The organism is Ruegeria jejuensis (genome assembly GCF_041537905.1).
Lineage (GTDB): Bacteria > Pseudomonadota > Alphaproteobacteria > Rhodobacterales > Rhodobacteraceae > Ruegeria_C.
Genome location: NZ_JBGRUO010000011.1, coordinates 110,657 through 137,012, shown reverse-complemented (window position 1 = coordinate 137,012; position 26,356 = coordinate 110,657). Strand labels below are relative to the sequence as shown.

Here is a 26,356-nt window from a genome sequence, read left to right as displayed (position 1 = left end):
CTTTAAAATATCCATGATAAAAAATATCTACGAATCGGGAGGCACAAATGAAACTGGGTGACGGCGTCGAGGCGGCCATACATTGCACGACAATGCTGGCCGGGTTGAAGGGCGATGCGGTCATGCCCGCAAGCGCCCTGGCCGCGTATCATGGCGTTTCGGCGAGCTATCTGGTCAAGCACCTCAAACAGCTTGTAGCGGCTGGCATCTTCGTCTCGATTCCCGGCCCGACGGGGGGCTATCGGCTAGGCCGTGCCCCTGAAGACATAACCCTGCTCGACATCGTTCTGGCGGTCGAAGGCGATGCACCCGCCTTTCGCTGCCGCGAGATCCGGCAGCGGGGACCCGATGCGCCCGATGCCACCGCCTTTCCCAATCCCTGCGGGATCAAGCTGGCCATGCTGCGCGCCGAGGAGGCCTACCGCGCGGCGCTGGCTGAAACCCGCATCAGCAGCTTGATCCGCGACTATGCCGAAACCGGCGACCCGCGCGACATCGCCCGCGGTTGCCGCTTTGTCGAGGCAAACCGGCGACCCTGATCTTGAACCAATTTGCAACAGGAGACCATAGATGGAACCGCGTCTGAAATACTGGGCCGAAGCGCCCGAACTGATGAAAGCCTTTGTGGCGCTCAACGACACGATCGAGGGCAGCGGGCTGGACAAAACCCTGATGCACTTGGTCAAACTGCGCGCCTCGCAGATCAATGGCTGCGCCTTCTGCATCGACATGCATACGCGCGAGGCGCGGGCAGATGGCGAGACCGAGCAGCGGCTCTATCTGGTCTCGGCCTGGCATGACAGCTTTCTCTATTCCGATCGTGAGCGCGCCGCATTGGCATGGACTGAAGCACTGACCAGGCTGGGGGATCACGGCCCGGATGACGCGCTTTTTGCCGCCACGCAAGCGCAGTTTCCCGGCGATGAGATCGTCAAACTGACCGCCATCATCACCATGATCAACACCTGGAACCGGCTATCCGTTGCCTTCCGCGCGGTCCACGCCGCGCCGCGGCCAGAGGCGGCCTGACCCTGTTTCAAAGCCAAACAGCAACACCGCTTCGTAACAGGAGTTGTCCGTTGTCAGGAGCGGTGCCGCGTTTCAAATGTTCGAATGTCGGCAAGTGGCTTCATGCCGCGCTTACCGCCGACGACTGTGCGCGGCTTCGCTGCTTGCGGCTAATGCGAACAAAGCTATGCTCGATACATGAACATTTATGGTTTCGACCACATCGTCCTGTGCGTCCGCGACGTCAACGCAACTCTTGAGTTCTATCAACACGTACTCGGCATGACTGCGCGCGAGGAACGCCCCGGCAAGTGGTCTCTTCACTTTGGATCAAGCAAAATCAGTCTTCAGGATGCGCTCACCGCACCGAGACTGGCGGAAAAGACCGTGCCCGGAAGCGGCAACTTTTGTCTCGTCACCGATACGCCTGTTGAAGATGTCGCCGAGAGGCTCCGCGCACATGACGTTACCATCGTCGAAGGACCTGCTGAAAAACTGGGCGCTGTCGGCAAGCTGATGTCAGTATATTTTCGCGATCCGGACGAGAATCTTGTCGAGGTCAGCAACAGGCTGATCTGACAACAAGGCATCATGGCCGTTTGGGTATCTGCCTTGGCGCAAGATGCAGGGCTCCGAGGGCGGGCATGTCAGGGCGTTAGCAACCGCCGGTACAGTGTTTCCATGAAATCCGGCGCGGTGGCGAAAGGGTCTTTTTCGCCCAGCACCGCCCGAACCTGCACGTCGAAATCGGCGTAATGCTGGGTCAGCGACCAGATGGAGAAGATCAGGTGGTAAGGATGCACCGGGGCGATACGGCCCTGATCCATCCAGCCTTGCAGAACCGCCACTTTTTCATCAACCAGTGCTTTCAGTTCCTGCGTCAGAGCCGCATGGATGCGCGGCGCGCCCTGCAGGATCTCGTTGGCGAAAAGCCGGCTTTCGCGGGGATAGTCGCGACTCATCTGCAGTTTTCGCTGCACGTAGCCCAACAGTTCTTCCAGCGGCTCGCCCTGGGCGTCCAATTCCCGCAGTGGGTCGAGCCAAGTGTCCAGCAGCCGCTCAAGCAAAGCGTTGTGCATCGCCTCTTTGGAGGGGAAGTAATAAAGCAGGTTGGGTTTGCTCAGGCCCGCCTCGCTTGCGATCTGGTCGACGGTTGCGCCGCGAAAGCCCTGCGCGGAAAACACATTCAGCGCCGCTTCGAGGATCGCGGCGCGGTTCTTTTTCTGGATGCGCGTGGGGGGACGGTCCGCAGGCATGGTGTGTCTGTTTTTTCCTCAAAACTGCCGGATTTTCATCTGGACCGGGGTGAAGGTGATGCAATTTCTTGACTGGTGCGGCCCCCGTGATAGCGTGACTTTGACCAGTTGGTCAAATCAGGAACCGACAAGCGAGCCAAATCGCGAGCAACAGGGGAAAGACATGGCAGCTCCGGCGCAGAATCTCAGGATCAATGGGGACCGGCTGTGGGACAGTCTGATGGAGATGGCCAAGATCGGCCCCGGTGTTGCCGGGGGCAATAACCGCCAGACCGTGACCGATGAAGATGCGGAGGGGCGCGCTCTGTTTCAGGACTGGTGCGTGGCCGCCGGATGCTCGATGGGGCTGGACCAGATGGGCAACATGTTCGCCCGGCGCGAGGGCACAGACCCCGACGCCTTGCCGGTCTATGTGGGTTCGCATCTGGATACACAGCCCACCGGCGGCAAGTATGACGGGGTGCTGGGTGTTCTGGGCGGGCTGGAGATCATCCGCACGCTCAACGATCTCGGCATCAAGACCAGACATCCCATTGTGGCGACCAACTGGACCAATGAAGAAGGCACGCGGTTTGCGCCTGCCATGCTGTCATCGGGCGTCTTTGCCGGCATGCACACGCAGGACTGGGCATACGCGCGCGAGGATGCCGAGGGGCTGAAATTCGGCGATGAGTTGCAGCGCATTGGCTGGCGCGGCGAGGAAGAGGTCGGCGCCCGCAAGATGCACGCATTTTTCGAACTGCATATCGAACAGGGACCCATTCTGGAGGCCGAGGGCAAGGATATCGGCGTGGTCACCCATGGCCAGGGGCTGAGCTGGACGCAGGTCACGGTCACCGGCAAGGATGCCCATACCGGGTCGACACCGATGCCGATGCGCAAGAATGCGGGCCTCGCCATGGCGCGGATTCTGGAGAAGGTGGATGAGATCGCCCTGTCTCACGCGCCCCATGCGGTGGGCGCGGCGGGTCATATCGATGTCTATCCCAATTCGCGCAACGTGATCCCCGGCAAGGCGGTCTTTACAGTGGACTTCCGCTCGCCCGATCTGTCGGTGATCACCGATATGGAGAACCGCCTGCTCGTCGCCGCCGAGGATATCGTGAACGAGATGGGGCTGAGTGTGGAATTCGACAAGGTCGGCGGGTTCGACCCGGTCGCGTTCGACGCGGGCTGCGTTGCGGCTGTTCGCGATGCGGCCGAACGGTTGGGTTATTCCCATACCGACATCATCTCGGGCGCGGGGCATGATGCGTGCTGGATCAACCGGGTGGCTCCTACGGCCATGGTGATGTGCCCTTGCGTCGAAGGGCTGAGCCATAACGAGGCCGAGGAGATTTCCAAAGACTGGGCGGCAGCGGGAGCGGATGTTCTGTTCCACGCGGTCGTGGAGACGGCGGAGATTGTCGAATAGGGGTATCAGTCCCCGTCGCCTTGAGGCGACTCGTCGGGATATTTTTAGCCAGATGAAGTATGCGGTACCTACCGCAGAGGGAGATGAAAATGAGCACGGTCATCAAGAACGGAACCATTGTTACCGCTGATCTGACCTACAAGGCGGACGTGAAGGTCGAAGGCGGGGTCATCACCGAGATCGGGCCAGACCTGCGTGGCGACAAGGAATTGGATGCGACGGGCTGTTATGTGATGCCCGGCGGTATCGATCCGCATACGCATCTTGAGATGCCCTTCATGGGCACCTATTCCAGCGATGATTTCGAGAGCGGCACACGGGCGGCGCTGGCGGGGGGCACCACGATGGTGGTGGATTTCGCTCTGCCCAATCCCGGCGAGAGCCTGCTGGATGCGCTCAAGCGCTGGGACAACAAATCGACCCGGGCGAATTGCGACTATTCTTTCCATATGGCGGTGACCTGGTGGGGCGAGCAGGTGTTTGACGACATCAAGACGGTGATCGAGACCCGCGGCATCAACACCTTCAAGCATTTCATGGCCTATAAGGGCGCGCTGATGGTCAATGATGACGAGCTTTATGCCAGCTTCCAGCGGTTGGCCGAACTGGGCGGCATCGCCATGGTGCATGCCGAGAATGGCGATGTGGTGGCGGAGCTTTCCGCCAAGCTGCTGGCCGAGGGCAATACCGGCCCCGAGGCGCATGCCTATTCCCGCCCGCCGCAGGTGGAGGGCGAGGCGACCAACCGCGCCATCATGATCGCCGATATGGCAGGCGTGCCGCTTTATGTGGTGCATACCTCCTGCGAGGATAGCCATGAGGCGATCCGACGGGCGCGGATGCAGGGCAAGCGGGTCTGGGGCGAGCCGCTGATCCAGCATCTGACGCTGGATGAGAGCGAGTATTTCCACCATGACTGGGACCATGCCGCGCGCCGGGTGATGAGCCCGCCCTTCCGCAACAAGCAGCATCAGGACAGCCTGTGGAACGGTCTGCATTCCGGCTCGCTGAGCGTGGTGGCGACCGACCATTGCGCCTTTACCACCGATCAGAAACGGTTTGGTGTGGGCGATTTCACCAAGATCCCCAACGGCACCGGCGGGCTTGAGGACCGGATGCCGATGCTTTGGACCCATGGGGTCAATACCGGGCGGCTGACGATGAATGAATTTGTGGCGGTTACCTCAACAAACATCGCCAAGATATTGAATTGTTATCCGAAAAAGGGATCAGTTCTGGTGGGTGGTGACGCTGATCTGGTGGTCTGGGACCCCGACAAGGCCAAGGTCATCACCGCCGATACGCAGCAATCCTCGATCGATTACAACGTGTTCGAAGGCAAAGAGGTCCGTGGCCTGCCGCGCTTTACGCTGACACGCGGTCAAGTGGCGGTGCATGACGGTGAGATCCGGACGCAGGAAGGGCATGGCAAGTTCGTGGCGCGTGAGGCAAATACCCATGTGAACAGGGCGCTCTCCACATGGAAAGAACTGACCGCCCCGCGCCCGGTGGAGCGGACAGGGATTCCGGCGACGGGCGTATGAGCAAGGCAAAGTGAATGACTGAATACCCCGGCACCGACGCCGTCATCGAAGCAAAAAATCTCGACCTGACATTCGAAACCAATGATGGCCCGGTGCATGCGCTGAAAGACGTGAGCCTGACCATCAACAAGGGCGATTTCGTCAGTTTCATCGGGCCTTCGGGCTGCGGCAAGACGACGTTTCTGCGCTGCATTGCTGCGCTGGAGACGCCCACGGGCGGTGCTCTGAGCGTCAATGGCATGACCCCGGATGAGGCGCGGCGGAACCGGGCCTATGGCTATGTGTTTCAGGCGGCGGGGCTTTATCCGTGGCGGACAATTGCGAAGAACATCAAACTGCCGCTGGAGATCATGGGATACTCGAAATCCGAGCAAGAAGATAGGGTCAAGAATGTTCTGCAACTTGTTGATCTGGAAGGGTTTGGTGGCAAATACCCCTGGCAGCTTTCGGGTGGTATGCAGCAGCGGGCCAGCATCGCGCGGGCGCTGGCCTTTGATGCCGATATCCTGCTGATGGATGAACCCTTCGGGGCGCTCGATGAGATCGTGCGCGATCACCTGAACGAGCAGCTTCTGGCGCTTTGGGCGCGGACCGAGAAGACCATCGGGTTCGTGACGCACTCGATCCCCGAGGCGGTCTATCTGTCTACCAAGATCGTGGTGATGAGCCCGCGTCCGGGGCGGATCACGGACGTGATCGACAGCCCGCTGCCCAAGGAGCGCCCGCTGGATATCCGAGATACGCCGGAGTTCATCGAAGTGGCGCATCGGGTGCGCGAAGGGCTGCGGGCAGGGCATGGGGACACGGTATGACAATGGCCAGCGATATCCGCCGGGCGCGTATTGAGGATGCGGCCGACTGCGCGCGCGTTGTGGATACATGGATCACGCGGACGGCATGGATGCCGCGCGCGCTGTCGCTGGCACAACTGACGACCCTGATCTCGGACGCGTATCCGAAGCGCGAGATCTGGGTCGCGGGTGATCCGATCGATTGTTTTATGTCGGTGGACCCTGCGGAGGCCAAAGTGGGCGCGCTCTATTGTTTGCGGACCGGGCAGGGGATCGGCAAGGCGCTGCTCGACATTGCCAAAGCGGGTCGCGACTGGCTGTGGCTGACGGTCTATGTCCCCAACCGTCATGCGGAGCGGTTCTATCGCCGCGAGGGCTTTGTTGAGGTGGCGCGGCTGGCACCTGAGCCGCCCGATATGCTGACGATGATCAAGATGGAGTGGTGCCGATGAAGCAGCTATTGGCCGTCCTCACCGTCGTCGCTGTCATCATCGCCTTCTGGTATGCCGCCAGCGTCCCGATGAATATCCGGGGCGTGCTGGTCGAGGCGGAGCGGGCGGGTGAGGTTGTTGATCCTCCGAAAGCAGCGGATCGGCGTCAGATTGATGAGTTTGAGCTGATCCTCGACAACCCCTTTGCGATTGACGACACGTGGGAGCAGGAGCGGCCGCGTCTGCCCGCCCCGCATCAGGTGGCTGAAGAGCTGTGGGACACCACGATTGAAAAAAAGATCACCTCGAAACGCTCTCTGGTCTATCACGCCTGGGTGACGCTCAGCGCGACTTTGCTGGGCTTTGCCATTGGCACCGGGCTGGGCATCCTGCTGGCGGTGGGTATCGTGCATTCCCGCGTGATGGACATGTCGGTGATGCCCTGGGCGATTGTCAGCCAAACCATTCCGATCATTGCGCTGGCGCCGATGATCATCGTGGTGCTCTATTCGGTCGGCGTGCAGGGGATCATCCCCAAGGCGGTGATCTCGGCTTACTTAAGCTTCTTTCCGGTGGTTGTTGGTATGGTCAAAGGCTTGCGCAGCCCCGATGCGATGCAGCTTGATCTGCTCAGGACCTATAGCGCCAGCAAGGCGCAGGGGTTCTGGAAATTGCGGCTGCCGGCCTCGATGCCCTATCTTTTTGCCTCGCTCAAGATCGGGATCGCCGCCTCGCTGGTGGGGGCCATCGTTGGGGAGTTGCCGACCGGTGCTGTGGCCGGGCTGGGCGCGCGATTGCTGGCGGGTAGCTATTATGGGCAGACGGTGCAGATCTGGTCGGCGCTGTTTGCGGCGGCGATATTGGCGGCTTGCCTGGTCGGGCTGCTGGGCTTGATTGAACGTCTGGTCCTCAAACGGATGGGGATGACATGATGTTGATCCTTGTCGCAATGCTGCTCTGGGCTTTTGGCTGGTGGCTGAACCTGCGATTGGCCGAGGGGCCGTATGCGCATACGCGGGCCATTCAGGTGACCGTGCCGCTGATTTTCGGACTGACAATCCTCGTGGTCTGGGAGTTGCTGGTGCGTGGGTTGCAGGTGCCGTTGGTCATCCTGCCGCCACCGACGATGATTGCGGGGCGGTTTGCCAGCAGCACCGACATCCTCTGGGCGGATTTCGTGCAAACCTTCGTCAAGGGTGCGCTCAGTGGTTACGTTATTGGCTGTTGCGCTGCCTTTGTGATGGCGATTGCGGTTGATCGCTCGAACTTCCTGCGGATGGGCCTGCTGCCGGTGGGCAATTTCGTGGCTGCCCTGCCGATCGTCGGTACCGCGCCCATTCTGGTGATGTGGTTCGGCTTCGACTGGCAGTCGAAAGCCGCCGTGGTGGTGGTGATGGTGTTCTTTCCCATGCTGGTGAACACCGTGGCGGGGTTGCGCGAGACCACCGCCATGCAGCGTGATCTGATGGAGACCTATGCGGCCAGCTACTGGCAGAGCTTCTTCAAGCTGCGCCTGCCTGCGGCGATGCCGTTCATCTTCAACGGGTTGAAGATCTCGACCACGCTGGCGCTGATCGGGGCGATCGTGGCCGAATTCTTTGGCTCGCCGACCCTGGGCATGGGGTTCCGCATCTCGACCAGCGTAGGTCAGTTGGCGCTGGACATGGTCTGGGCCGAGATTGTGGTAGCCGCGTTGGCGGGGACATTGTTTTATGGGGCGGTGGCGATGATCGAGAAGGCGGTGACCTTCTGGCATCCGTCGCAGCGTGGGTAGTCGGGGAAAATGAAAACGACCTCGGAAACGGGGCAAAGAGATCAACAAGGAGAGAAGAGAATGAAAAAGCTACTGAGTGGGGCCGCGCTGGCATTGTCACTGGCCGCTAGCCCGGCACTGGCCGCCGATGAGGTAAAGCTGCAATTGCAATGGGTGACGCAGGCGCAATTTGCCGGCTATTATGTGGCGCTGGATAAGGGGTTTTACGAGGAAGAGAGACTGGATGTGACGATTCTGCCTGGCGGTCCCGATATCGCCCCGCCGCAGGTTCTGGCCGGTGGCGGCGCGGATGCGATGCTGAACTGGATGCCCTCGGCGCTGGCGGCGCGGGAAAAGGGCCTGCCGGTGGTCAATATTGCGCAGCCTTTCAAGACGTCCGGCCTCATGCTGACCTGCTGGAAGGATACCGGCATCACCGGGCCTCAGGATTTCAAGGGCAAGACCATTGGCGTGTGGTTCTTCGGCAATGAATACCCGTTCCTGAGCTGGATGAGCCAGGAAGGTATCCCCACCGATGGCGGCGATGACGGCGTCACCGTGCTGAAACAGGGTTTCAACGTTGATCCGCTGCTGCAGCGGCAGGCCGACTGCATCTCGACCATGACCTATAACGAATACGGTCAGGTGCTGGATGCGGGCGTTTCCGAGGATGAACTGGTGACCTTCAAATACGAAGACATGGGCGTCGCCACGCTGGAGGACGGCATCTATGTGCTGGAAGAAAACCTCGCCGATCCCGCCTTTGCCGACAAGATGGCGCGGTTCGTCAAGGCCTCGATGAAGGGCTGGAAATATGCCGAGGAAAACCCCGAGGAAGCGGCGGGCATCGTTCTGGACAATGACGAGACCGGCGCCCAGACCGAAGCGCATCAGGTGCGGATGATGGGCGAGATCGCCAAGCTGACCGCAGGCAGCAACGGCAAGCTGGACCCGGCTGATTTCGACCGCACGGTGAATACGCTGCTCGCCGGTGGCTCGGACCCGGTGATTACCAAGGCGCCCGAAGGCGCCTGGACCCATGACATCACCGACAAGGCGCTGAACTAACGCTGCTTTGAAACCCATCGAAGCGGGGCCTTTCGGGCCCCGTTTTCTATTGCGGGAACTGCTGGATATCACGCATATCGGCTTCGAAAGGACCTTCTCATGCCCGACACACGGCTGAAATTTGCCGAAACCCTCGCGCGACAGGCGGGGCAGTTGGCGGTTGATCTGCGCCAGCATCCCGATGGGTTGGCCATCGACACCAAGGGTCCGCAGGATTTTGTCACCGCCGCAGATCTTGCTGTCGAAACGCTGATCCGCGAGGCGATTGCCGATGCCTATCCAGATGACTCGGTGTTGGGTGAAGAGGGCGGTCTGACCGGAGATGCTGCCGCCTGCTGGATCATCGACCCGATTGACGGCACGGCGAACTACATGCGCGACATGCCGGACTGGGCTGTGTCGATCGGCTATTTCGACGGGGCGGACCTGACCCACGGCGTGATCTTCGCACCCGATCACAGGGCGCTTGCCAGCGCCCGAACCGGCCAGCCCGCGCGGCTGAACGACGCGCAGATCAGCGTCTCGGACCGCGTCGACTTCGATCAGAGCATGGTTGTTCTGGGCTATTCCCAGCGCGTTGGTCTGAGCGATCATCTGGACCGGATCGGCCGCCTGCTTGAATCCGGGTGCGAGTATCGCAGGCAGGGCGCGGCGACCATCGGGCTGATGTCCGTCGCCAGCGGACGGGTCGAGGCCTATTACGAACCCTCGCTGAATGTCTGGGACGCAGCCGCCGGGCTTGTGCTGGTACGGGCTGCAGGCGGCGTCGTCGAGCACCCTGATCTGTCACGTTTCCTGCTCGCGCCGGGTATGGTTCTTGCCGCTAATCAAAACGCCGGACCCATCGCAGATATCTGCAAGGGCACGGGCGCAAGCTCGAACCATTGAAACGGCTTGCCAACCCATTCACTCGCCAGGACAAATTCTTGGCATGGGCTAAAAAACGGCGTCCCGCTCTTCGTCCAACACATACAACCCCATCTCAATATCGTATTCACGTTCAGGAGTCAGATTAAAACGATATATACGTTCCAGAGCGCCAGCCCCTATGAGCCCTAGATCTGGTACAAATCTAATAGCTTTTTCGGGTATCGAGTTTTCGACGGGTTGCTCCGGGTTAAGCGCATTGGCTAAACAGTATGGCCCCAGATCCCCTCCTCCTTCTCGCATAAACGGTGGGACGCTGAGGTCCTCTGGGATCACAACATCCGCAACCTTGCGCGCTTCATTGTCCTTCAGCATATGGGGAATGGGCGCATAGGCCGTGGTAAAGACAGGCCGATCCAGAACCTTCGAGGGGTCTTCCAGCGGTGCTGGTTCCGCTCCTTCAAAAAAGCAGACCAGTTGACCCATATATGGACCCCAGCCTTGTTCCATCTCATGAGTGCACAACCCATATGCTAGCCGCTCGCCGACCTGGAACTCAAAAAGTTCGCCTACATAACTCTTCTTCGGCATCACACATCACCTGGGAATTCATACAATAATCAATAGCTTTGCCATGTTCTGCTTCAGTTTGCGAATGAAAACTGCGCGTTCACGCTGCGTCAGAGAGCGGCAGACCAAGCAAGTCGATGTAGGGCAATTTCTAAACCCATCACAGGTGCCAGACGATGGCCCCTGCGCGTTTTTAGGTCCAATGCAGAGGGAGTCGGATTCGGAGGCGGACAGGCCCAACAATGTCAGCGAAATTGGGGACGCTATTGCGATAACCTCTAACAGCAACATGGACAGACTTGCCGCGATCTGCCGGAATTGAGAACTAAACCTGCCCTTTCTGCCCTTTGGCGTAGAGAAGGGGTGGTGAAGCGCCTGAGGCTCAGGCACATATGGGCGCGACCCAGGCCTCGGCCCGGCGGGCAGGGGGTCTTGCTTCGCACAGGATCAAGGAGAGTACAGCCATGAGCGGCGATTACAACATGTCGATGCGCAAATTCCTCAAGCAGGTTGGCGTGACCAGCCAGCAGGCGATCGAAGAGGGCCTGCGCAAGGCAGGCACGCCAGCGGGCGGCGCCTACGAGGTCAAGATGGTACTGACCGTCGACGGGCTTGAGGTGGAACATGTGGTCACCGGCACCATCAAGGATGGCGACGCATGAGCATTCGCGACGCGGTTCTGGCCAACCTCAAGAAGATCACCGACCCGGTCTCGGGGCAGGACATCGTCAGCGCCGGTATCGTGCGGGCGCTGAATGTCGACGGTGACACCGTGCGCTTCGTGATGGAGATCGACCCCAAGCTGGCAGAGCAGATGGAGGCTGTGCGCGCCGTGGCTGAACGCGCGGCGCGGGCGGTGGACGGGGTAGAAAATGTCTCGGCCATGTTGACGGCCCATGCCGAGAAAGCGCCGCCCGAGCTGAAGCCGAAACCAAAACCATCGCAGACCGGCCCGCAGCCGGTGCCGGGCGTGGACCGGATCGTCGCTATCGCCAGCGGCAAGGGCGGGGTGGGCAAATCCACCGTCTCGGCCAATCTGGCCTGCGCTCTGGCTGGCGAGGGGCGGCGTGTGGGTCTGCTGGATGCCGATGTCTATGGGCCGTCTCAACCGCGTATGCTGGGGGTCTCGGGGCGTCCGGCCAGCCCAGATGGCAAGACGATCCTGCCGCTGCGCAATCATGGTGTGACCATGATGTCGATGGGGCTGATGACCAACGAAGATCAGGCCGTGGTCTGGCGCGGCCCGATGCTGATGGGGGCCTTGCAGCAGATGATGGGGCAGGTGCAATGGGGGGCGCTGGATGTGCTGATCGTCGATCTGCCGCCGGGCACCGGTGACGTGCAGCTGACGCTCAGCCAGAAATTTGCGGTGGACGGGGCCATCGTAGTCTCCACCCCGCAGGATGTGGCGCTGATCGATGCCCGTAAGGGGATCGACATGTTCCGCCAACTCAAGACGCCGATCCATGGCATGATCGAGAATATGTCCACCCATATCTGCTCGAAATGCGGTCATGAGGAGCATGTGTTCGGCCATGGCGGTGTTGCGGCAGAGGCCAAGGCGCTGAATGTGCCGCTGTTGGGAGAGATTCCGCTGCATCTCGATATCCGGGTCGCCGCCGATGACGGTGCGCCGATCGTGGTCAGCAAACCCGACAGCAAGCAGGCCGAGGCGTTTCGCAAGATCGCCCGTGACCTGATCGCCAAGGGTCAGGCCTGAGCGATACAAGCAATGCCGCGCCGATGCATCGGCGCGGTCTATGTGGCGTAGACCAGGTTTGCGCGGGCGCTGTACGGGCGAACTGATCGGGTTAATCCGGCCGGTGGATTGCCAATCCGGCGCGAAGGCGCATAGTTGCGGGACGCTGACGGGTTTTCAGAAAGCGATTTGACGAGGAGGCGGTGTTATGGAACGCATGGATGCTTTGCCGGAGGATTTCGACCTTTTGCGCATAAGGGAGGATCTTGCCGAATTGTTCCGGATCGCCGAACGCGCCAACGAGGAAAAGAAGATACTGGCCGCCGCCCTGAATGCGATTGGCGACTGGAGCGAGCTTGAGATCGAAAACCGCGACGGGCAGTTCGACTACATCCCCATCGACATCAATTCCTTTTTTGGCCTGATGTATGATCTGGAACGGGCGCTGTCGCTGGACCCGGATTACAAGCACAGCGATGTTCTGCACCGGCCCTGCAGTTTCATTGAGGTCGGGTGCGGAATCGGGCGCAATCTGCATCTGCTTCGGGCGACGGACAAGTTCAACTTCGACAAGATCGTCGGGTTTGACTATTCGGAAACCTATGTCGAACGGGGCCGGCGGTATTTTGATCTTGGTCAGGATATTTTCCACGATGACGCTATGAGCTTCGATTACGGCTCTTATGACATCATCTATTTCTACAAACCCTTCAGCGAAGACAAATTGCAGAAGAAATTCGAACGCCATCTGATCGAGACCATGAAACCGGGGGCCTATATCGCCTCGTTCATGGATGTGTCGTTGGACAGCTCGCGCAAGCTGATCGCCAAAGGGGATGGTCACGGGGTCTGGAAGAAGCTCTGAAACCGGCGATGCGCGGCCCGCTGTTTCGCTCAAGATGACAAACACGGCTTTTTCGGGTAGGCTCTACAGATTGGTTTGTTAATGATGGCGGATTTTTATGAGCCTCTGGATTCAGTACAAGGCCAAGGGCGGCGAGACGCTGCAGTCGCTCGTCAAACAGTTCAGGATCAAGGATGCCAAGGTTCTGACCAGCTATCCGGGCAACAAACGCATTGCCAAAACGCTGATGTCGAAAAAGGCCCTGAACAAGGGCGATATCGTCTGGCACCCCAACCCCAAGGCAAAGGCCTATCGCATTCCCGGTCCCAAGGGAGAGAGCATTGTTGGCCAGAAAAAATACCAGAAATGGCTGTTGCAGCGGCACCGGGATATTGATCGCGCCTATCGCCGTATTCTGGTGACGATGACCAGCGCCCGCGACCGGCATGATGCACAGACCAAGATCAACGAGGATCAGTGGATCGTGGCGGCCATTGCCGGGCTGGCGGCGGGGGACCCACCGGTCAGCCAGCGCAAGAAGGCCGAGGCGGCCTTCAAGAAACTGACCGGTGCAGTCAACAGCCGGAATTACAAGGTGATCGCCAAGACGATCGAGCCGACCGGCAAGGCGGTCTATGCATATAGCCGCGCGGTTCATGCCTGGGTCGACGGGTTGATCGGCGGAGCCGAAACGGCCACTGACGCGCTGGAATTCACCCGCGATGTCGGCATGATGTGCGGAACGATCGCAGCGGTAACCATCACCGCGCCGGCCAGCATTCCGGCGGCGATCCTTGTCGGGGCCACGGCAAACACCAGCGTTGGGCTGGCCTATGACGGGGCCGAGATCGTCGGCCAGAGTTCGGCTGGTGTGAAAACCACATCCGGGTCGGAACTGCTGAACCGGGCGTTGAAACGCGCCGCCACCGGGGCAGTTTCAGGGGCAATCGCGGGTGCCATCGGAAAATACGGAATGAACTTTCTGGCGCGGCAGGTCGGGTCGAGCCGCTTCATCACCGCTCATGCCAACCGTCTGGCGGGCACGCAGTTTTCGCGCGGTATCGGGCGGTTCTTCACCGGGGCGTCACGAAAGGTGATCGAGGCCGAGCTGCAGATCGGCGCCAAGGCCGGAACCAAGCTGCTGGCCGATGTGTCGCGCCGGGCCACGATCAAGGTTCTGACACGGGTCGGTGTCGGCGGGGTGATGAAACTGCTGACCTCGGGTGCACTGAAAAAGCTATGGGACGGGCATACCAGGAATTTCGTGGCCCAGGGCGGCAAGAAACTGCAGGGAAAGTCCGCCGAAGAGGTGGCGCATCGCGCTGCGGACGAGGCGATGAAATCCGGTCTGGCCGATGACATTTTCCAAGAGATGCTCAGGGCTTACGAAAAACAGATCACGGCTGAGATTGTCAAGGAATTGCGGGCGCATAACAAGAAGAAGTGATGGGCATCGGCGGAAAGGTCAGCTGCTTGTCCGCCGCCCATAGCGCAGCGGGTGACACCACAGAGTTCTTGAGGGTACGTATCTTGAACATCCCGGTTTTCATCGCATCAAGGCGAGGCCGCATGTTCTGCTTCAGTTGAGGTCCTCCAGCAGCCTGCCGTGTTTGCGCGTCTGGGTGATTACCTCGCCAAAAGTTTTGAACCCACGCGCCGACAGCATTGGCAGCATCGCCACCAGAACCTCTGCCGTGGCCTGCGCATCGCCGAGGGCGGTGTGGCGCAGGTTCTCGGGGATGGTCACGCCAAGCCGGTCGCAAAGCGCGTCCAGTGTGTGGGTCTCGCTGGCCCCGAACAGCACCGCCGAGAGCAGCACGGTATCCAGAATGGGATGATCCCAGGTCACGCCCATCAGCTTGGCGTCGCGGCGCAGAAATGCCATGTCGAATGGCGCGTTATGGGCCACGACTACCGCGTCGCGGGCGAAATGGTGAAATTGCCGCCCGGCCTCCGCAAAATCCGGCGCGCCCTGAACCATCGCATCCGTGACCCGATGCACCCGGGTCGAGGCGGGTGGAATTGGCCTGCCGGGATCGACCAGCGTGTCAAACACCTCGCCGCTGACCAGCCGCCCGCGTAGCACGCGCACCGCGCCGATCTGCACCACCGCGTCCTTGTGTGGCAGTAAGCCGGTGGTCTCGGTGTCGAAGACAACAAAGCAGAGCTCATCCAGGTTGCGCGCTTCGATCGCCTCATCGCCCGGCGTTTCGAGCAGATCGAAATCGTAAACCAGCGGGCGGGCCTCTTCCGGGGCGATCCGGGCCACGCTTTCGTCAAAGATCAGCAGGTATCCGGCGCCCGCGCCCAGCGGCCTCAAACGCGCAGCGTAGCTTTGCCTGCCGTCGATACTGGTGATCTGAGCGCTCACATCCTGTCCGGTCTTGTTCAGGCGGGCATGGGCGGCTTCAAGGCTCTCCCGCTTGAGATAGTCAAAGAGCGAGGCGTTGAGGCGGGGCGGGGCGATCTGCGCCAGAACCTCTGCGGCCTGCCCGTCATAAAGCACGATCTGGTGGGCAGGGCTGACCAGGACCATCGCCACCGGGATATCGGTCAGCAGCGCTGTCAGCCGATCCTTTTCGGCCTTCAACCGTGCTGTTTCCGAGGCGACAGCCTGTGCCGTTGCCAGGGTCTGATCGGAGACGCGCCCCGCAAGCCCGGCGGCGGCGGGGGCCAGATCGCCCAGATAGCGCGCGGCGTCGGTATCGATCTCAAGGTCCAGCGCTGCTGCTTCGCGGGCCCGCAGTGACGCCGCGAGCCGCTCAATCGGCTTGGCGACGTTTTCGTCAAACAGCAGCCAGATCCCTGCGATCAGCGCCAGCAGACCGAAGCCGATGAGCAGCCCCGAGAAGACGAAGGCCTGCGGCACGCCCGAGACAGGCGCGCGTGCCGATCCCAGATACAGCGCCACGCTGGTCAGGCCCAGCCCACCTACAGCCAGCAGGCAGAAGAAGAGAAAGACGCGCAGACGCAGGCTGAGACCGCCCAACATCATGCATCTCCGCAGAGCGCCCGGAGCACCGCATCGCCGTCATCGGCGGCGACCCAGTCGGCATCCAGCACTGCGCCATCATCACCGAAGCGCGCACCATCGACCAGATTTGCGCGCCGCGATCCGGCGCAATCCACCAGGACCGGCAGTTTTGACACCGCCGCCCAGCGGCCAAAGAAATAGAGATCGGCCAGGCGCTGATCGGGCAGGGTCGGGTTGGTCTGGACCGAGGCGTGGTCCAGCGCGGCAAACCGGTCGACATAAGGCGCGACATAAGTCCAGGGGCGATAGATCGCGCGGCTGTCCACGGTCTCGATCACCTCGACATCTTCGGGCAGGGCGGCGGCGGTACGCCCATACCAGCTATACTCGCTGGAGATGGTGACCGCGATCATCGCCAGACCGGCCCCGACCGGGGCCAGCCATTTGGGCAGCCGCCCGCCCAGCACCCGGTTCAGCAGCATCACCACACCTGCCGTTGCGATCCCGGCAAACACCGTTGCGATCAGTTCCAGAAACATCTCTTTCCTCCCATGCAGGCCCGCTGCGGCGTCTTAGCCCAGCATGCCCTTGCCGTGCCCGATGGCCGATTGCATGGTCTTTACCACGACAAAGGCATCGCGCAGATGGCTTCTTTCGAAATCCGACAGGCTGCCCGGCGCCATGAAGTTATCCGGCGCGAGGCCTGCCTTGACCTGTGCGGCCTGATGCTCCAGTCGGGCGTCAGCAATCAGATCATAGGCGTCGCGCAGGTCGCGCGCACCGGACGGGCTGAGCGCGCCGCTGCGCTCAGCTCCGTCCAGACGGGCGCGGGTGTTGACCGGTGTCAGTTGCGCCCGCAGCGCGTAGAGCCGACCCAGATCGACAACCGGCACGACGCCGTTATGTTTCATGTCCACTGTATCGCGATGCTCGCCTGAGCGGATGGTGGCCAGACCACGGAACAGGCTCAGCGGCACGCTATGCTTGAGCGCGTTCGAGATCATATGCGCCACAAAGATCGAATTGGCGCTGGCGGCGCGCAACGTGTCGGCCTGAATATCCTCGAACAGCTCGAAATCGCCGCCGATGGGGCGCAGGTCGAACATGACGCTGGCCAGCATCTGCGCCTCGGGGTTGGGTTTGGCGATCCAGCCCGCGAAATAGTCGCGCCAGACCCGAACCGGTTGGCGCCAGCGCGGATTGGTCGCCATCATCTCACCCGGGCAATAGACATAGCCGCAGGTGTTGAGGCCATCACAGACGAATGTCGCCAGTGCCGTTAAATAGGTCATATCCGCTTCGGTTACGCTGTCATCCAGCATCAGGCAATTGTCCTGATCGCTGACCCCGGTTTGCTCCTGCCGACCCTGCGAGCCGCAGGCCAGCCACAGATAGGGCACCGGTGGGGGGCCGAGCTTGGCTTCGGCCAGCGCCAGCAGGCGCCGGGTCGCGGTGTCGGCGATATCGGTGATCAGGCGGGTCACCACGTCATGGCGGTTGCCGCCCGCCACCAGCTGCACCAGCAGGCGCGGAATCTCAGACGTCACACAGGCCATCTCTGCGGCTGTGTCGGCGCGGGCAAGGGCGGCGACCAGCTCAGCCGAACTGACGGCCTGAAAGCGGGTCAGGTCGGTCTGGGTAACGATGCCCTCCAGCCGCCCGGCTTCGGTGATCGGTACATGGCCGATGCGGTGTTCCATCATCATGTGCAACACATCCGAGCCGATGGCCGAGGGCGGCAGGGTCATCGGCGCGGCGGTCATGACATCAGCAACCGGCGTGGTGCCGGGCAGCGCCTGGGCCACCACCTTGCCGGACAGGTCGCGGAGGGTAACAATCCCGCGCAGCAGCCCGTCCCGCACCACGCAAAGCGACGAGATGCGGCGATCGCGCATGACCTGCGCCGCCTGTTGCACGGGTAGATCGGGCGCACAGGTTGCCGGATCACGGGCCATCAGCGTCTCGACCGGGCTGGTGGCCAGATCGTTTTGCGGTGCGCGGGCCTGGTGTTCTCGGTTGAAGAACCGCGCGACGATGGGGTGGTCGCGCTGCAGGGTTGTGATCAACTGCGCGGGCAGCATCAGCAGGGTGGTTGCGGCTGTTGCCGTGGCACTTGTCGCGGCCTTGCCATCGCGCAGCAATCCGCGCTCGCCGAAACTGTTGCGCAGCCCCAGATGCGAGACCACTTCGCCATTCTCATCGACCACTTCGACCGATCCGTCATGAATCACGAAGAGGCCGGGCAGGGCCTCGCCGAACCGGTAGATCGCCTCTTGCGTCGCGTAAATGCGCGTTTCGGCTTGCGCGGCGATATCGCTTTGCACCTCAGGCTGCAGCGCATCATAGGGATGCACCGATCTGAGGAAGCGAATGATCTGATCCTGGGTCAGGGACATGAGGCAATGCCTTGGAAATTCGTAAAAAAGCCCCGCCGGGCCGAGGCCAGGCGGGACCAGTCTAATGCGGCCGGGCCGTTACAGGGAGGGTGAAGAGCCCGCCCGCCATATCAGTGATCCGCCGTTGCAGCACCGGCCCCACGGGGGATGCGCACGCTTTCGACCAGATCCTTGATCTCCTGCGGAGTCTCCTTGGTCATGCCAGCGACCAGATAGGCCACACCGAAGTTGATCGCAGCCCCGACGGCGCCGAACGAGGTCGACTTGATCGGACCCAGCAGCGGATCGGCATCAGTGAAGGAGTTGGTGTCCGGAATGAACAGCCAGCCCTTGTGCAGGAAGATGTAGACCAGCGTCACGGTCAGACCTGCGAGCATACCGCAGACCGCACCGGTGTTGTTGATCTTCTTCGAGAAGATACCCATCATCAGCGCCGGGAAGATCGAGGCAGCCGCCAGACCAAAGGCCAGAGCAACCGTCTGCGCCGCAAAGCCCGGAGGATTGAGACCCAGATAGGTGGCAACCACGATGGCCACCGCCATTGCGATCCGCGCCGCCAGAAGCTCGCCTTTTTCACTGATTGACGGGTTGATCGACCCCTTGACCAGATCGTGGCTTACGGCAGAGGAAATGGCCAGCAGCAAACCGGCAGCGGTCGACAGGGCAGCCGCCAGACCACCTGCGGCAACCAGACCGATCACCCAGGCCGGCAGGTTGGCGATTTCAGGGTTGGCCAGAACCAGGATGTCGCGGTTGAACTTGGTCAGCTCATTGCCGACCCAGCCCTTTTCAGCGGCCAGTTCCTGCATCTTTTCGGACTTGTCGTTATAGTACTGGATCTTGCCGTCGCCATTCTTGTCTTCCCAGTCCAGCAGACCGGTTTTCTGCCAGGTGGCCATCCAGTCATAGCGCGCATCATTGTCGATCTGTTCGACCGCAACCGCACCGCCGTCGATGCCACCATTGGGCCACATCATGTCGGTGATGTTCAGGCGTGCCATGGCGCCCACGGCGGGGGCCGTCAGATAGAGCAGCGCGATGAAGACCAGCGCCCAGCCAGCCGACCAGCGGGCATCGGACACTTTCGGCACCGTGAAGAAGCGCATGATCACATGCGGCAGACCGGCGGTACCGATCATCAGCGACAGCGTGAACAGGACCATGTTCAGCGTGTCGGAGTGATGGGCGGTATATTCCGCAAAGCCCAACTCGGACACGATCGCGTCGAGTTTGCTCAGCAGCGGCTCGCTTGTACCAGCCGCGTCACCAAACAGGCCCAGGGCCGGGATAGGGTTGCCGGTCAACTGCAGCGAGATGAAGATCGCCGGGATCGTATAAGCGGTGATCAGCACGCAATATTGCGCCACCTGCGTATAGGTCACGCCTTTCATGCCGCCAAAGACCGCATAGGCAAAGACCACACAGGCCCCGATCAGCAGACCGGTGGTGTTGGAGACCTCAAGGAAGCGGCCAAAAGCCACGCCCACGCCGGTCATCTGACCGATCACATAGGTCACCGAGGCGACGATCAGGCAGATCACGGCCACGATGCGCGCGGTCGGGCTGTAGAACCGGTCGCCGATGAACTCGGAGACGGTGAACTTGCCGAACTTGCGCAGGTAAGGGGCCAGCAGCAGCGCCAGCAGCACGTATCCGCCGGTCCAGCCCATCAGGTAGGATGAGTTGTCATAGCCGGTGAATGCGATAAGGCCCGCCATCGAGATGAACGAGGCCGCAGACATCCAGTCCGCCGCCGTGGCCATCCCGTTGGTGACCGGATGCACACCGCGCCCCGCAGCATAGAATTCAGATGTGGACCCGGCGCGGGCCCAGATCGCGATGCCGATGTAAAGCGCAAAACTCGCGCCAACAAACAGCAGGTTGATGGTAAACTGATCCATGACGTTTACTCCTCATCCACGCCAAATTCGGCGTCGAGCTTGTTCATCCGCCAGGCGTAGAAAAAGATCAGGCCCAGAAAGACCAGAATCGAGCCCTGCTGCGCGAACCAGAAACCCAGATCGGAGCCGCCGACGCTGATGCCGGACAACATCGGGCGCAGCAGAATGCCGAATCCGAACGAGACAAGAGCCCAGATAACCAGGCTCACAAGAATGATCCGCACATTTGCCTGCCAATAGCCCTTGTCGGCTTCGGCAGTCTGCGCGGAGTGTGTGGTTTGATCCGCCATCGCGGGTCCTCCTTGCTTCCTCCTGATTTGCCCGGGGATCGGGCAAACCTCCTCTGTTTGCCTGCGCCGTCTTACGGGCATCAGGCATGACTTCACCGGTCCGCCAAAGCGGTCAGTCCGGGTCTTTCATCAGGGGGTGGGGCCGATTGATCCGGCCCCGATCTTTCCTGCCTAGCGCATCGCCCCCTTGACGATGGTGGCAAGGCCCCGGGCGATCTCGTCGATCTCGCCCATGGCATTGATTCTCTCCAGAACGTCTTGGCTGTCGTAATAGGCGATCAGCGGGGCGGTCTGGGCGTGATAGGCGCGCAACCGACTGGCAACCGTTTCCGCATTGTCATCGGCGCGGCGCTTGAACTCGGTATGGCCGCAATTGTCGCAGATGCCGTCACTTTGCGGGGTCTTGAACGTGTCGTGATAGCCCTCGCCACAGTTGGCGCAGGTGTAGCGGCCCGAGATGCGGGTCACCATCGCGTCGTCATTGACCTCAAGACTGATGGCGGCGCTGACCTTTTGGTTGTTTTCGGCCAACAAAGTATCGAGCGCTTTGGCCTGCGCGTCAGTGCGGGGAAACCCATCGAGGATAACGCCCTTTGCACAGTCGGGTTCGGCCAGCCGGTCGCGCAGGATGGCGATGACGATCTCGTCGCTGACCAACTCGCCCGCTTCCATCACGGCCTTGGCCTGTTTGCCAGCCTCGGTACCCGCGGCGACGGCGGCACGCAGCAGATCACCCGTGGATAGCTGCACCAGCCCGAACTGCTCTTCCAGCTTGCGGGCCTGCGTGCCTTTGCCCGCGCCCGGAGGCCCGAGCAGGATCAGCACGGCGGGGGTGGCGAGAACATCGCTTTCCATCATTTCACCGCCCGGTTTTCGATCAGATCTTCGACCACCGAAGGATCAGCCAGTGTCGACGTATCGCCGAGCGCGCCAAAGTCGTTTTCAGCGATCTTGCGCAGAATACGGCGCATGATCTTGCCCGAACGGGTCTTGGGCAGGCCGGGGGCCCACTGGATGACATCGGGGCTGGCGATCGGGCCAATCTCGGTCCGGACCCATGTGCGCAGCTCTTTGCGGAGGTCTTCGCTGGGTTCGCGGTCATTCATCAGGGTGACGTAGCAATAGATGCCCTGACCCTTGATGTCATGCGGGTAGCCAACCACGGCGGCCTCGGCGACGGCGGCATGCGCCACCAGTGCGCTTTCCACTTCGGCCGTGCCCATCCGGTGGCCCGAGACGTTGATCACGTCATCGACGCGACCGGTGATCCAGTAATCGCCATCCTCGTCGCGACGGCAACCGTCACCGGTAAAGTAGTAGCCTTTGTAATCCGAGAAATAGGTCTTTTCGAACCGCTCATGATCACCCCAGACCGTGCGCATCTGGCCGGGCCAGCTGTCCTTGATGCACAGCACGCCCTCGACCCCGTTGCCAGAGATCTCGACGCCCGATTGCGGGTCCAGAACCACAGGTTCCACACCAAAGAAGGGCTTCATCGCCGAACCGGGCTTGGTGGCATGGGCGCCGGGCAGGGGGGTCATCATGTGGCCACCGGTTTCGGTCTGCCACCAGGTATCGACGATGGGGCATTTGCCCTTGCCGACCACGTCATTGTACCAGTTCCAGGCCTCGGGGTTGATCGGTTCGCCTACCGTGCCCAGCACTTTGAGGTCGCTCAGATCGCATTTCTCGACAAACTCGTTGCCCTGTCCCATCAGCGCGCGGATCGCGGTGGGGGCGGTGTAGAACTGGTTGACCTTGTGTTTCTCGCAGACCTGCCAGAAGCGGCTGGCATCGGGATAGGTCGGCACGCCTTCGAACATCAGCGTGGTCGCCCCATTGGCTAGCGGGCCATAGACGATATAGCTGTGCCCGGTGACCCAGCCCACATCCGCCGTACACCAGTAGATATCGCCATCGTGGTAATCGAACGTGATCTCATGGGTCAGCGCCGCATAGACCAGATAGCCGCCGGTGGTATGCACCACGCCCTTGGGCTGCCCGGTCGAGCCGGAGGTGTAGAGGATGAACAGCGGGTCCTCGGCATTCATCTCGGCGGGTGCGCAGGTGTCGCTCGCCTCCAGCGCCATCTCGTTATAGTCGAAGTCGCGCCCATCAACCCAGGTGGTCTGACCACCGGTGCGCTTGACGACAAGGCATTTCACGCTGTCCTTGCAGTGCAGTAGCGCGGCGTCTGCATTGGATTTCAGTGGTGTCTTGCGCCCGCCGCGCGGGGCCTCGTCTGCGGTGATCAGCACCTTTGCGTCCGAGCCGTTGATCCGGGCGGACAGCGCGTCGGGCGAAAAGCCTGCGAAGACGATGGAATGGATGGCGCCGATCCGGGCGCAGGCCAGCATGGCATAGGCGGCCTCGGGGATCATCGGCAGATAGATCACGACACGGTCACCCTTGCGCACGCCCAGGCCGCTGAGCACATTGGCCATCTTGCAGACGCTGCTGTGCAATTGTTTGTAGGTGATGTGCTGGGCCGGTTCATTGGGATCGTCGGGTTCCCAGATGATCGCGGTCTGGTCGCCGCGCGTCGCCAGATGCCTATCGACGCAATTGGCCGAGATGTTCAGCGTGCCATCCGCGAACCAGTTGATATTCACATTGCCGAAATCGTAGCTGACATCCTTCACCTGCGTGAACGGCTTGATCCAGTCGATCCGCTTGCCGTGTTCGCCCCAGAACCCGTCTGGATCAGCAATCGAGGCTGCGTACATCTGGTCGTATTTCGCCGCATCCACATGGGCATGAGAAACGGTCTCTGCCGATGGCGCATAGGCCTTCGTTCCGGTCAGCGTGTCGGTCGTCATCTGAGGCTCCTCCCAATGACTGTTTTCGTTGATCGCATTTTTCACCCAATATGCAGGGGATTGTCGATCATGTTCCGGGCTTGCTGAAAGTATAGGCAAGTTTGAAAATATTAAAATAAACACATGAAAATTAACGATTTGTCTGTAAATTATTTTTTTACAAGATGCGATTACTTGTAAATAGCTTGCGTTTTGTTAGCGCAACCCGCCTGAATTTATAAGAAAATTGCTGTCAAAACTCGTGCCGGTCAAACGGAAGGTGTTTCGTGCGCCGCGTCGTGATTCTTGTGTGATCCGTCAGAACAGGGGTGGTTTGAGCCAGAATCGCAGGTGCAGATGCCAGTGTCTCGATGCCTCTGATGCGGCTCCGAGTCGGCCCCTGCGGGGCCTTGGCAGCACCGCCGCGCCTCCCTAGTCTGGACGGTGAAAGATGTCCGCACCCAAGGCGGACCGACCGGGAGGAAAACCATGAAGACCTGTCTGACTGCCGCCGCCTGCGCGGCGCTGAGCGTTGCCGTTGTCAATGACGCCGCCGCAACCGAATGGAATGCCTCGGTCTGGGGCAAACGGCGTGCCTTTACCGAGCATGTGGAAAAGCTGGCCGAACTGGTCAGCGAAAAGACTGGCGGCGATTTCACCATCAATGTCAGCTATGGCGGCTTGTCGAAACCGCGCGAAAACCTCGACGGGATCGAGATCGGCGCGTTTGAGATGGCGCAGTTCTGCGCGGGCTACCACCGCGACAAGAACCGCGCCATCACGGTGCTGGAGCTGCCTTTTCTTGGAGTGAACACGCTGGATGAAGAAGTGGCGGTCAGCCACGCGGTCTATGACCACCCGGCGGTCAAGGAAGAGATGGCGCAGTGGAACGCGCGGATCATCATGACCTCACCCATGCCGCAATACAATCTGGTCGGCACCGGGACCCCTCCGGGTTCGCTGGCCGACTTCGACGGGATGCGCGTGCGCGCGACTGGCGGGTTGGGTCAAGCCTTTGAGGCGGTGGGGGGTGTGCCGACCTCGGTCGCCGCGACCGAGGCCTATGGCGCAATGCAGTCGGGCGTGGTGGATACGGTCGCCTTTGCCCAGCATGCGCATCTGAGCTTTGGCACTATCAACGAGGCTGACTGGTGGACTGCCAATCTGAACCCCGGCACGGTGAACTGCCCGGTTGTTGTCAATATCGACGCCTATGAGTCGCTGTCGCACGAGCATCGCGATGCGCTGAACAGCTCAATCAACGAGGCGATCGCGCATTATCTCGACAACTACGGCCAGCTGCTGCAGCAATGGGACAGTGTTCTGGAAGAAAAGGGCGTGACCAAAGCGACGATCCCGGATGAGGTCATCGCCGAGTTTCAGGCCAAGGCCGCTGATCCGATCCGCGCGCAGTGGATTTCCGATATGACAGAGCAGGGGCTTCCCGCGCAGGATCTTTATGATCTCGTACAATTTACGCTCAAGTCGCAGCGTGGCGGCAACTGATCGCGGGCGCTCTTCTGGTCAGAGCGGCAGGGAGAGCTGAAAGGGCGCCAGCACCGGTGCGATTTCAGCGGCGGAGGCGCCAAGATGTTGCTCTGCCCGCAAAACCACCTGAGCCGCGGCGCGCGCATCCTCTTCGGCGTCATGGTGCCTGAAGTCGAGGTTCAGAACGGTCTTTAGGTTGCCCAGCCCATGCCCGCCCTTGCCCTTCAACTCGGGCCAGGCGGCGCGCGCGATGGTGACGCTGTTGTTCCAGGCCAGCTTTGGGCGGGGCAGGCCATGCGCTCGGCAGGCGGCGTTTATTGCGTGTTCGTCAAAGCGGCTGTGCTGAACCAGCGGGTGGCGCGCAAGCAAGGGCAGCAGATCGGGCCAGATGCCCGCGAAGTTCGGCGCATGGCGCACTTTGTACGGACCGATGCCGTGCAGGTCGATATTGAAGGGCGCAAACGGCATTTGCGGATCGACCAGCGTTGACCATGTCTCAATGGTGTGATCCACCCGCACGCAGGCCAGCCCGACCTGGCAGATGCTGGCGCTGTCGCCACAGCCGGTTTCCACATCCAGCGCGATGAAACGGAAATCGCCAATGGGCAGCGGAGCGGTCAAGACCTCGCCCCGCGCGGGCGTGTTTCGATCGAGGCGAGCAATGTCTCCGCATAGCGGCGCAGAATGGCACCATCGTCTGTCAGCCGGGAATAGGACCAGAGCCCCTGCGCCGAAATCATCGTGAAATGTGCCAGATCGTCAAGCTCAGCAGCGCTCAAGGGGCCGTTTGGCCCATTCTCACGCGCCAGCACCTTGCGGAATCCCTTGAACAAACGCGTGCAATGCGCCTGTAACTTCTCATGCGTGGCCTCTTCTGATGGGTCGATTTGGGTCAGCGTGTTGCCCACAAGGCAACCGATGCCAAACCCTTCCATGGCTTCGAACCCGATCAGCAGATTGTCAAAATAGCACCGGATCGCGTCGATGTCGGCATCCTCGGCTTCGACCTGCGCAAAAGCGGGCGTCACGACGGCCTCTTGATAACGATCCAGGCAGGCGTGAAACAACTCCTGCTTGCCCGAGAAATCGCTATAGATCCCGCCTCGGCTGACACCGGTTTCGCGTACGAGATCACCCATGGAAACCGCCTGATAGCCGATCTTCCAAAAAGCTTTCATGGCGTTGTCAACAAGGGCTGAACGGGAATGTGACCTTGGTCTCGGCATGTTTCCTCTTGTTTTGGAATGTTCGTTCCAGTAACTTT

At 60.9% G+C, this 26,356-nt stretch carries 27 protein-coding genes; 16 read left to right on the top strand and 11 right to left on the bottom strand.

Annotated elements, in window-relative coordinates:
* The first annotated feature begins 47 nt into the window (after positions 1 to 47).
* The 3 genes from AB1E34_RS14440 to AB1E34_RS14430 all read left to right on the top strand — a co-directional run bounded on the left by AB1E34_RS14440 (position 48) and on the right by AB1E34_RS14430 (position 1,587).
* Complete coding sequence (locus AB1E34_RS14440) at positions 48 to 539, top strand: RrF2 family transcriptional regulator (RefSeq protein WP_372573048.1); 492 nt, start codon at positions 48 to 50, stop codon at positions 537 to 539.
* Between the two features lie 31 nt (positions 540 to 570).
* Entirely contained in the window at positions 571 to 1,029 is a 459-nt protein-coding gene (locus tag AB1E34_RS14435) for a carboxymuconolactone decarboxylase family protein (protein ID WP_372573047.1), read from the top strand.
* A 177-nt stretch (positions 1,030 to 1,206) separates the two neighbouring features.
* The gene (locus AB1E34_RS14430) at positions 1,207 to 1,587 is read left to right on the top strand and encodes a VOC family protein (RefSeq protein ID WP_372573046.1); all 381 of its coding nucleotides are present in this window, start codon (positions 1,207 to 1,209) and stop codon (positions 1,585 to 1,587) included.
* Between the two features lie 68 nt (positions 1,588 to 1,655).
* On the opposite strand, the gene AB1E34_RS14425 is transcribed toward AB1E34_RS14430, so the two are convergent.
* Complete coding sequence (locus tag AB1E34_RS14425) at positions 1,656 to 2,264, bottom strand: TetR family transcriptional regulator C-terminal domain-containing protein (protein ID WP_372573045.1); 609 nt, start codon at positions 2,262 to 2,264, stop codon at positions 1,656 to 1,658.
* A gap of 163 nt (positions 2,265 to 2,427) precedes the next feature.
* Here AB1E34_RS14425 and AB1E34_RS14420 point away from each other — a divergent pair, with 163 nt between their 5' ends.
* The 8 genes from AB1E34_RS14420 (at position 2,428) to AB1E34_RS14385 (ending at position 10,153) form a co-directional block, all read left to right on the top strand.
* Complete coding sequence (locus AB1E34_RS14420) at positions 2,428 to 3,678, top strand: Zn-dependent hydrolase (protein ID WP_372573044.1); 1,251 nt, start codon at positions 2,428 to 2,430, stop codon at positions 3,676 to 3,678.
* 89 nt (positions 3,679 to 3,767) lie between these two features.
* On the top strand, positions 3,768 to 5,222 hold the full coding sequence (hydA, locus tag AB1E34_RS14415; RefSeq protein ID WP_372573043.1) for a dihydropyrimidinase: 1,455 nt from the start codon (positions 3,768 to 3,770) through the stop codon (positions 5,220 to 5,222).
* A gap of 14 nt (positions 5,223 to 5,236) precedes the next feature.
* Complete coding sequence (locus AB1E34_RS14410) at positions 5,237 to 6,034, top strand: ABC transporter ATP-binding protein (RefSeq protein WP_372573042.1); 798 nt, start codon at positions 5,237 to 5,239, stop codon at positions 6,032 to 6,034.
* Positions 6,031 to 6,465, top strand: coding sequence for a GNAT family N-acetyltransferase (locus AB1E34_RS14405; RefSeq protein WP_372573041.1), 435 nt, complete (start codon positions 6,031 to 6,033; stop codon positions 6,463 to 6,465). Before AB1E34_RS14410 ends, AB1E34_RS14405 begins: the two co-directional genes overlap by 4 nt.
* Entirely contained in the window at positions 6,462 to 7,376 is a 915-nt protein-coding gene (locus AB1E34_RS14400) for an ABC transporter permease (RefSeq protein ID WP_372573040.1), read from the top strand. The genes AB1E34_RS14405 and AB1E34_RS14400 overlap by 4 nt, the downstream gene beginning before the upstream one ends.
* Positions 7,373 to 8,218 carry an ABC transporter permease gene (locus tag AB1E34_RS14395; RefSeq protein ID WP_372573039.1) on the top strand — a complete coding sequence of 282 codons (846 nt, stop codon included), beginning with the start codon at positions 7,373 to 7,375 and terminating at the stop codon, positions 8,216 to 8,218. The genes AB1E34_RS14400 and AB1E34_RS14395 overlap by 4 nt, the downstream gene beginning before the upstream one ends.
* A gap of 60 nt (positions 8,219 to 8,278) precedes the next feature.
* Positions 8,279 to 9,265 carry an ABC transporter substrate-binding protein gene (locus AB1E34_RS14390; RefSeq protein WP_372573038.1) on the top strand — a complete coding sequence of 329 codons (987 nt, stop codon included), beginning with the start codon at positions 8,279 to 8,281 and terminating at the stop codon, positions 9,263 to 9,265.
* 99 nt (positions 9,266 to 9,364) lie between these two features.
* Positions 9,365 to 10,153: an inositol monophosphatase family protein gene (locus AB1E34_RS14385; RefSeq protein ID WP_372573037.1), complete on the top strand. Its 789-nt coding sequence runs from the start codon at positions 9,365 to 9,367 to the stop codon at positions 10,151 to 10,153.
* Between the two features lie 48 nt (positions 10,154 to 10,201).
* Here AB1E34_RS14385 and AB1E34_RS14380 read toward each other — a convergent pair whose 3' ends face one another.
* A complete protein-coding gene (locus AB1E34_RS14380; RefSeq protein ID WP_372573036.1) occupies positions 10,202 to 10,723 on the bottom strand; it encodes a hypothetical protein in 522 nt (173 codons plus the stop codon).
* Between the two features lie 443 nt (positions 10,724 to 11,166).
* Between AB1E34_RS14380 and AB1E34_RS14375 the strand changes: the two genes are divergently transcribed.
* The 4 genes from AB1E34_RS14375 to AB1E34_RS14360 all read left to right on the top strand — a co-directional run bounded on the left by AB1E34_RS14375 (position 11,167) and on the right by AB1E34_RS14360 (position 14,692).
* Entirely contained in the window at positions 11,167 to 11,364 is a 198-nt protein-coding gene (locus tag AB1E34_RS14375; RefSeq protein ID WP_372573035.1) for a DUF6494 family protein, read from the top strand.
* On the top strand, positions 11,361 to 12,422 hold the full coding sequence (locus AB1E34_RS14370; protein WP_372573034.1) for an Mrp/NBP35 family ATP-binding protein: 1,062 nt from the start codon (positions 11,361 to 11,363) through the stop codon (positions 12,420 to 12,422). The genes AB1E34_RS14375 and AB1E34_RS14370 overlap by 4 nt, the downstream gene beginning before the upstream one ends.
* A 187-nt stretch (positions 12,423 to 12,609) precedes the next feature.
* The gene (locus AB1E34_RS14365; protein ID WP_372573033.1) at positions 12,610 to 13,266 is read left to right on the top strand and encodes a methyltransferase domain-containing protein; all 657 of its coding nucleotides are present in this window, start codon (positions 12,610 to 12,612) and stop codon (positions 13,264 to 13,266) included.
* Positions 13,267 to 13,363: 97 nt separating this feature from the next.
* Positions 13,364 to 14,692, top strand: a complete 1,329-nt coding sequence (locus tag AB1E34_RS14360; RefSeq protein WP_372573032.1) for a hypothetical protein — start codon at positions 13,364 to 13,366, stop codon at positions 14,690 to 14,692.
* Positions 14,693 to 14,824: 132 nt separating this feature from the next.
* On the opposite strand, the gene AB1E34_RS14355 is transcribed toward AB1E34_RS14360, so the two are convergent.
* The 7 genes from AB1E34_RS14355 to acs all read right to left on the bottom strand — a co-directional run bounded on the left by AB1E34_RS14355 (position 14,825) and on the right by acs (position 23,625).
* Positions 14,825 to 16,237 carry a 3'-5' exonuclease gene (locus AB1E34_RS14355; RefSeq protein WP_372573031.1) on the bottom strand — a complete coding sequence of 471 codons (1,413 nt, stop codon included), beginning with the start codon at positions 16,235 to 16,237 and terminating at the stop codon, positions 14,825 to 14,827.
* Complete coding sequence (locus AB1E34_RS14350; RefSeq protein WP_372573030.1) at positions 16,237 to 16,758, bottom strand: hypothetical protein; 522 nt, start codon at positions 16,756 to 16,758, stop codon at positions 16,237 to 16,239. The genes AB1E34_RS14355 and AB1E34_RS14350 overlap by 1 nt, the downstream gene beginning before the upstream one ends.
* Positions 16,759 to 16,791: 33 nt before the next feature.
* A complete protein-coding gene (locus AB1E34_RS14345) occupies positions 16,792 to 18,615 on the bottom strand; it encodes a DUF294 nucleotidyltransferase-like domain-containing protein (RefSeq protein WP_372573029.1) in 1,824 nt (607 codons plus the stop codon).
* Between the two features lie 110 nt (positions 18,616 to 18,725).
* Positions 18,726 to 20,516 (bottom strand): sodium:solute symporter family protein, encoded by a 1,791-nt coding sequence (locus AB1E34_RS14340; protein WP_372573028.1) that lies wholly within the window; start codon positions 20,514 to 20,516, stop codon positions 18,726 to 18,728.
* A gap of 5 nt (positions 20,517 to 20,521) precedes the next feature.
* Positions 20,522 to 20,806 carry a DUF4212 domain-containing protein gene (locus AB1E34_RS14335; protein WP_372573027.1) on the bottom strand — a complete coding sequence of 95 codons (285 nt, stop codon included), beginning with the start codon at positions 20,804 to 20,806 and terminating at the stop codon, positions 20,522 to 20,524.
* Positions 20,807 to 20,977: 171 nt separating this feature from the next.
* The gene (locus AB1E34_RS14330) at positions 20,978 to 21,661 is read right to left on the bottom strand and encodes an adenylate kinase (protein WP_372573026.1); all 684 of its coding nucleotides are present in this window, start codon (positions 21,659 to 21,661) and stop codon (positions 20,978 to 20,980) included.
* A complete protein-coding gene (acs, locus tag AB1E34_RS14325) occupies positions 21,661 to 23,625 on the bottom strand; it encodes an acetate--CoA ligase (RefSeq protein WP_372573025.1) in 1,965 nt (654 codons plus the stop codon). The genes AB1E34_RS14330 and acs overlap by 1 nt, the downstream gene beginning before the upstream one ends.
* A 468-nt stretch (positions 23,626 to 24,093) precedes the next feature.
* Here acs and AB1E34_RS14320 point away from each other — a divergent pair, with 468 nt between their 5' ends.
* Positions 24,094 to 25,110: a C4-dicarboxylate TRAP transporter substrate-binding protein gene (locus tag AB1E34_RS14320; protein WP_372573024.1), complete on the top strand. Its 1,017-nt coding sequence runs from the start codon at positions 24,094 to 24,096 to the stop codon at positions 25,108 to 25,110.
* Between the two features lie 18 nt (positions 25,111 to 25,128).
* Here the strand turns inward: AB1E34_RS14320 and AB1E34_RS14315 are convergent, their stop codons facing one another.
* Together AB1E34_RS14315 and AB1E34_RS14310 are read right to left on the bottom strand one after the other, a co-directional pair.
* Positions 25,129 to 25,713, bottom strand: a complete 585-nt coding sequence (locus AB1E34_RS14315; RefSeq protein ID WP_372573023.1) for an exonuclease domain-containing protein — start codon at positions 25,711 to 25,713, stop codon at positions 25,129 to 25,131.
* Positions 25,710 to 26,318, bottom strand: coding sequence for a TetR/AcrR family transcriptional regulator (locus tag AB1E34_RS14310; RefSeq protein ID WP_372573022.1), 609 nt, complete (start codon positions 26,316 to 26,318; stop codon positions 25,710 to 25,712). The genes AB1E34_RS14315 and AB1E34_RS14310 overlap by 4 nt, the downstream gene beginning before the upstream one ends.
* Between the last annotated feature and the right edge of the window lie 38 nt (positions 26,319 to 26,356).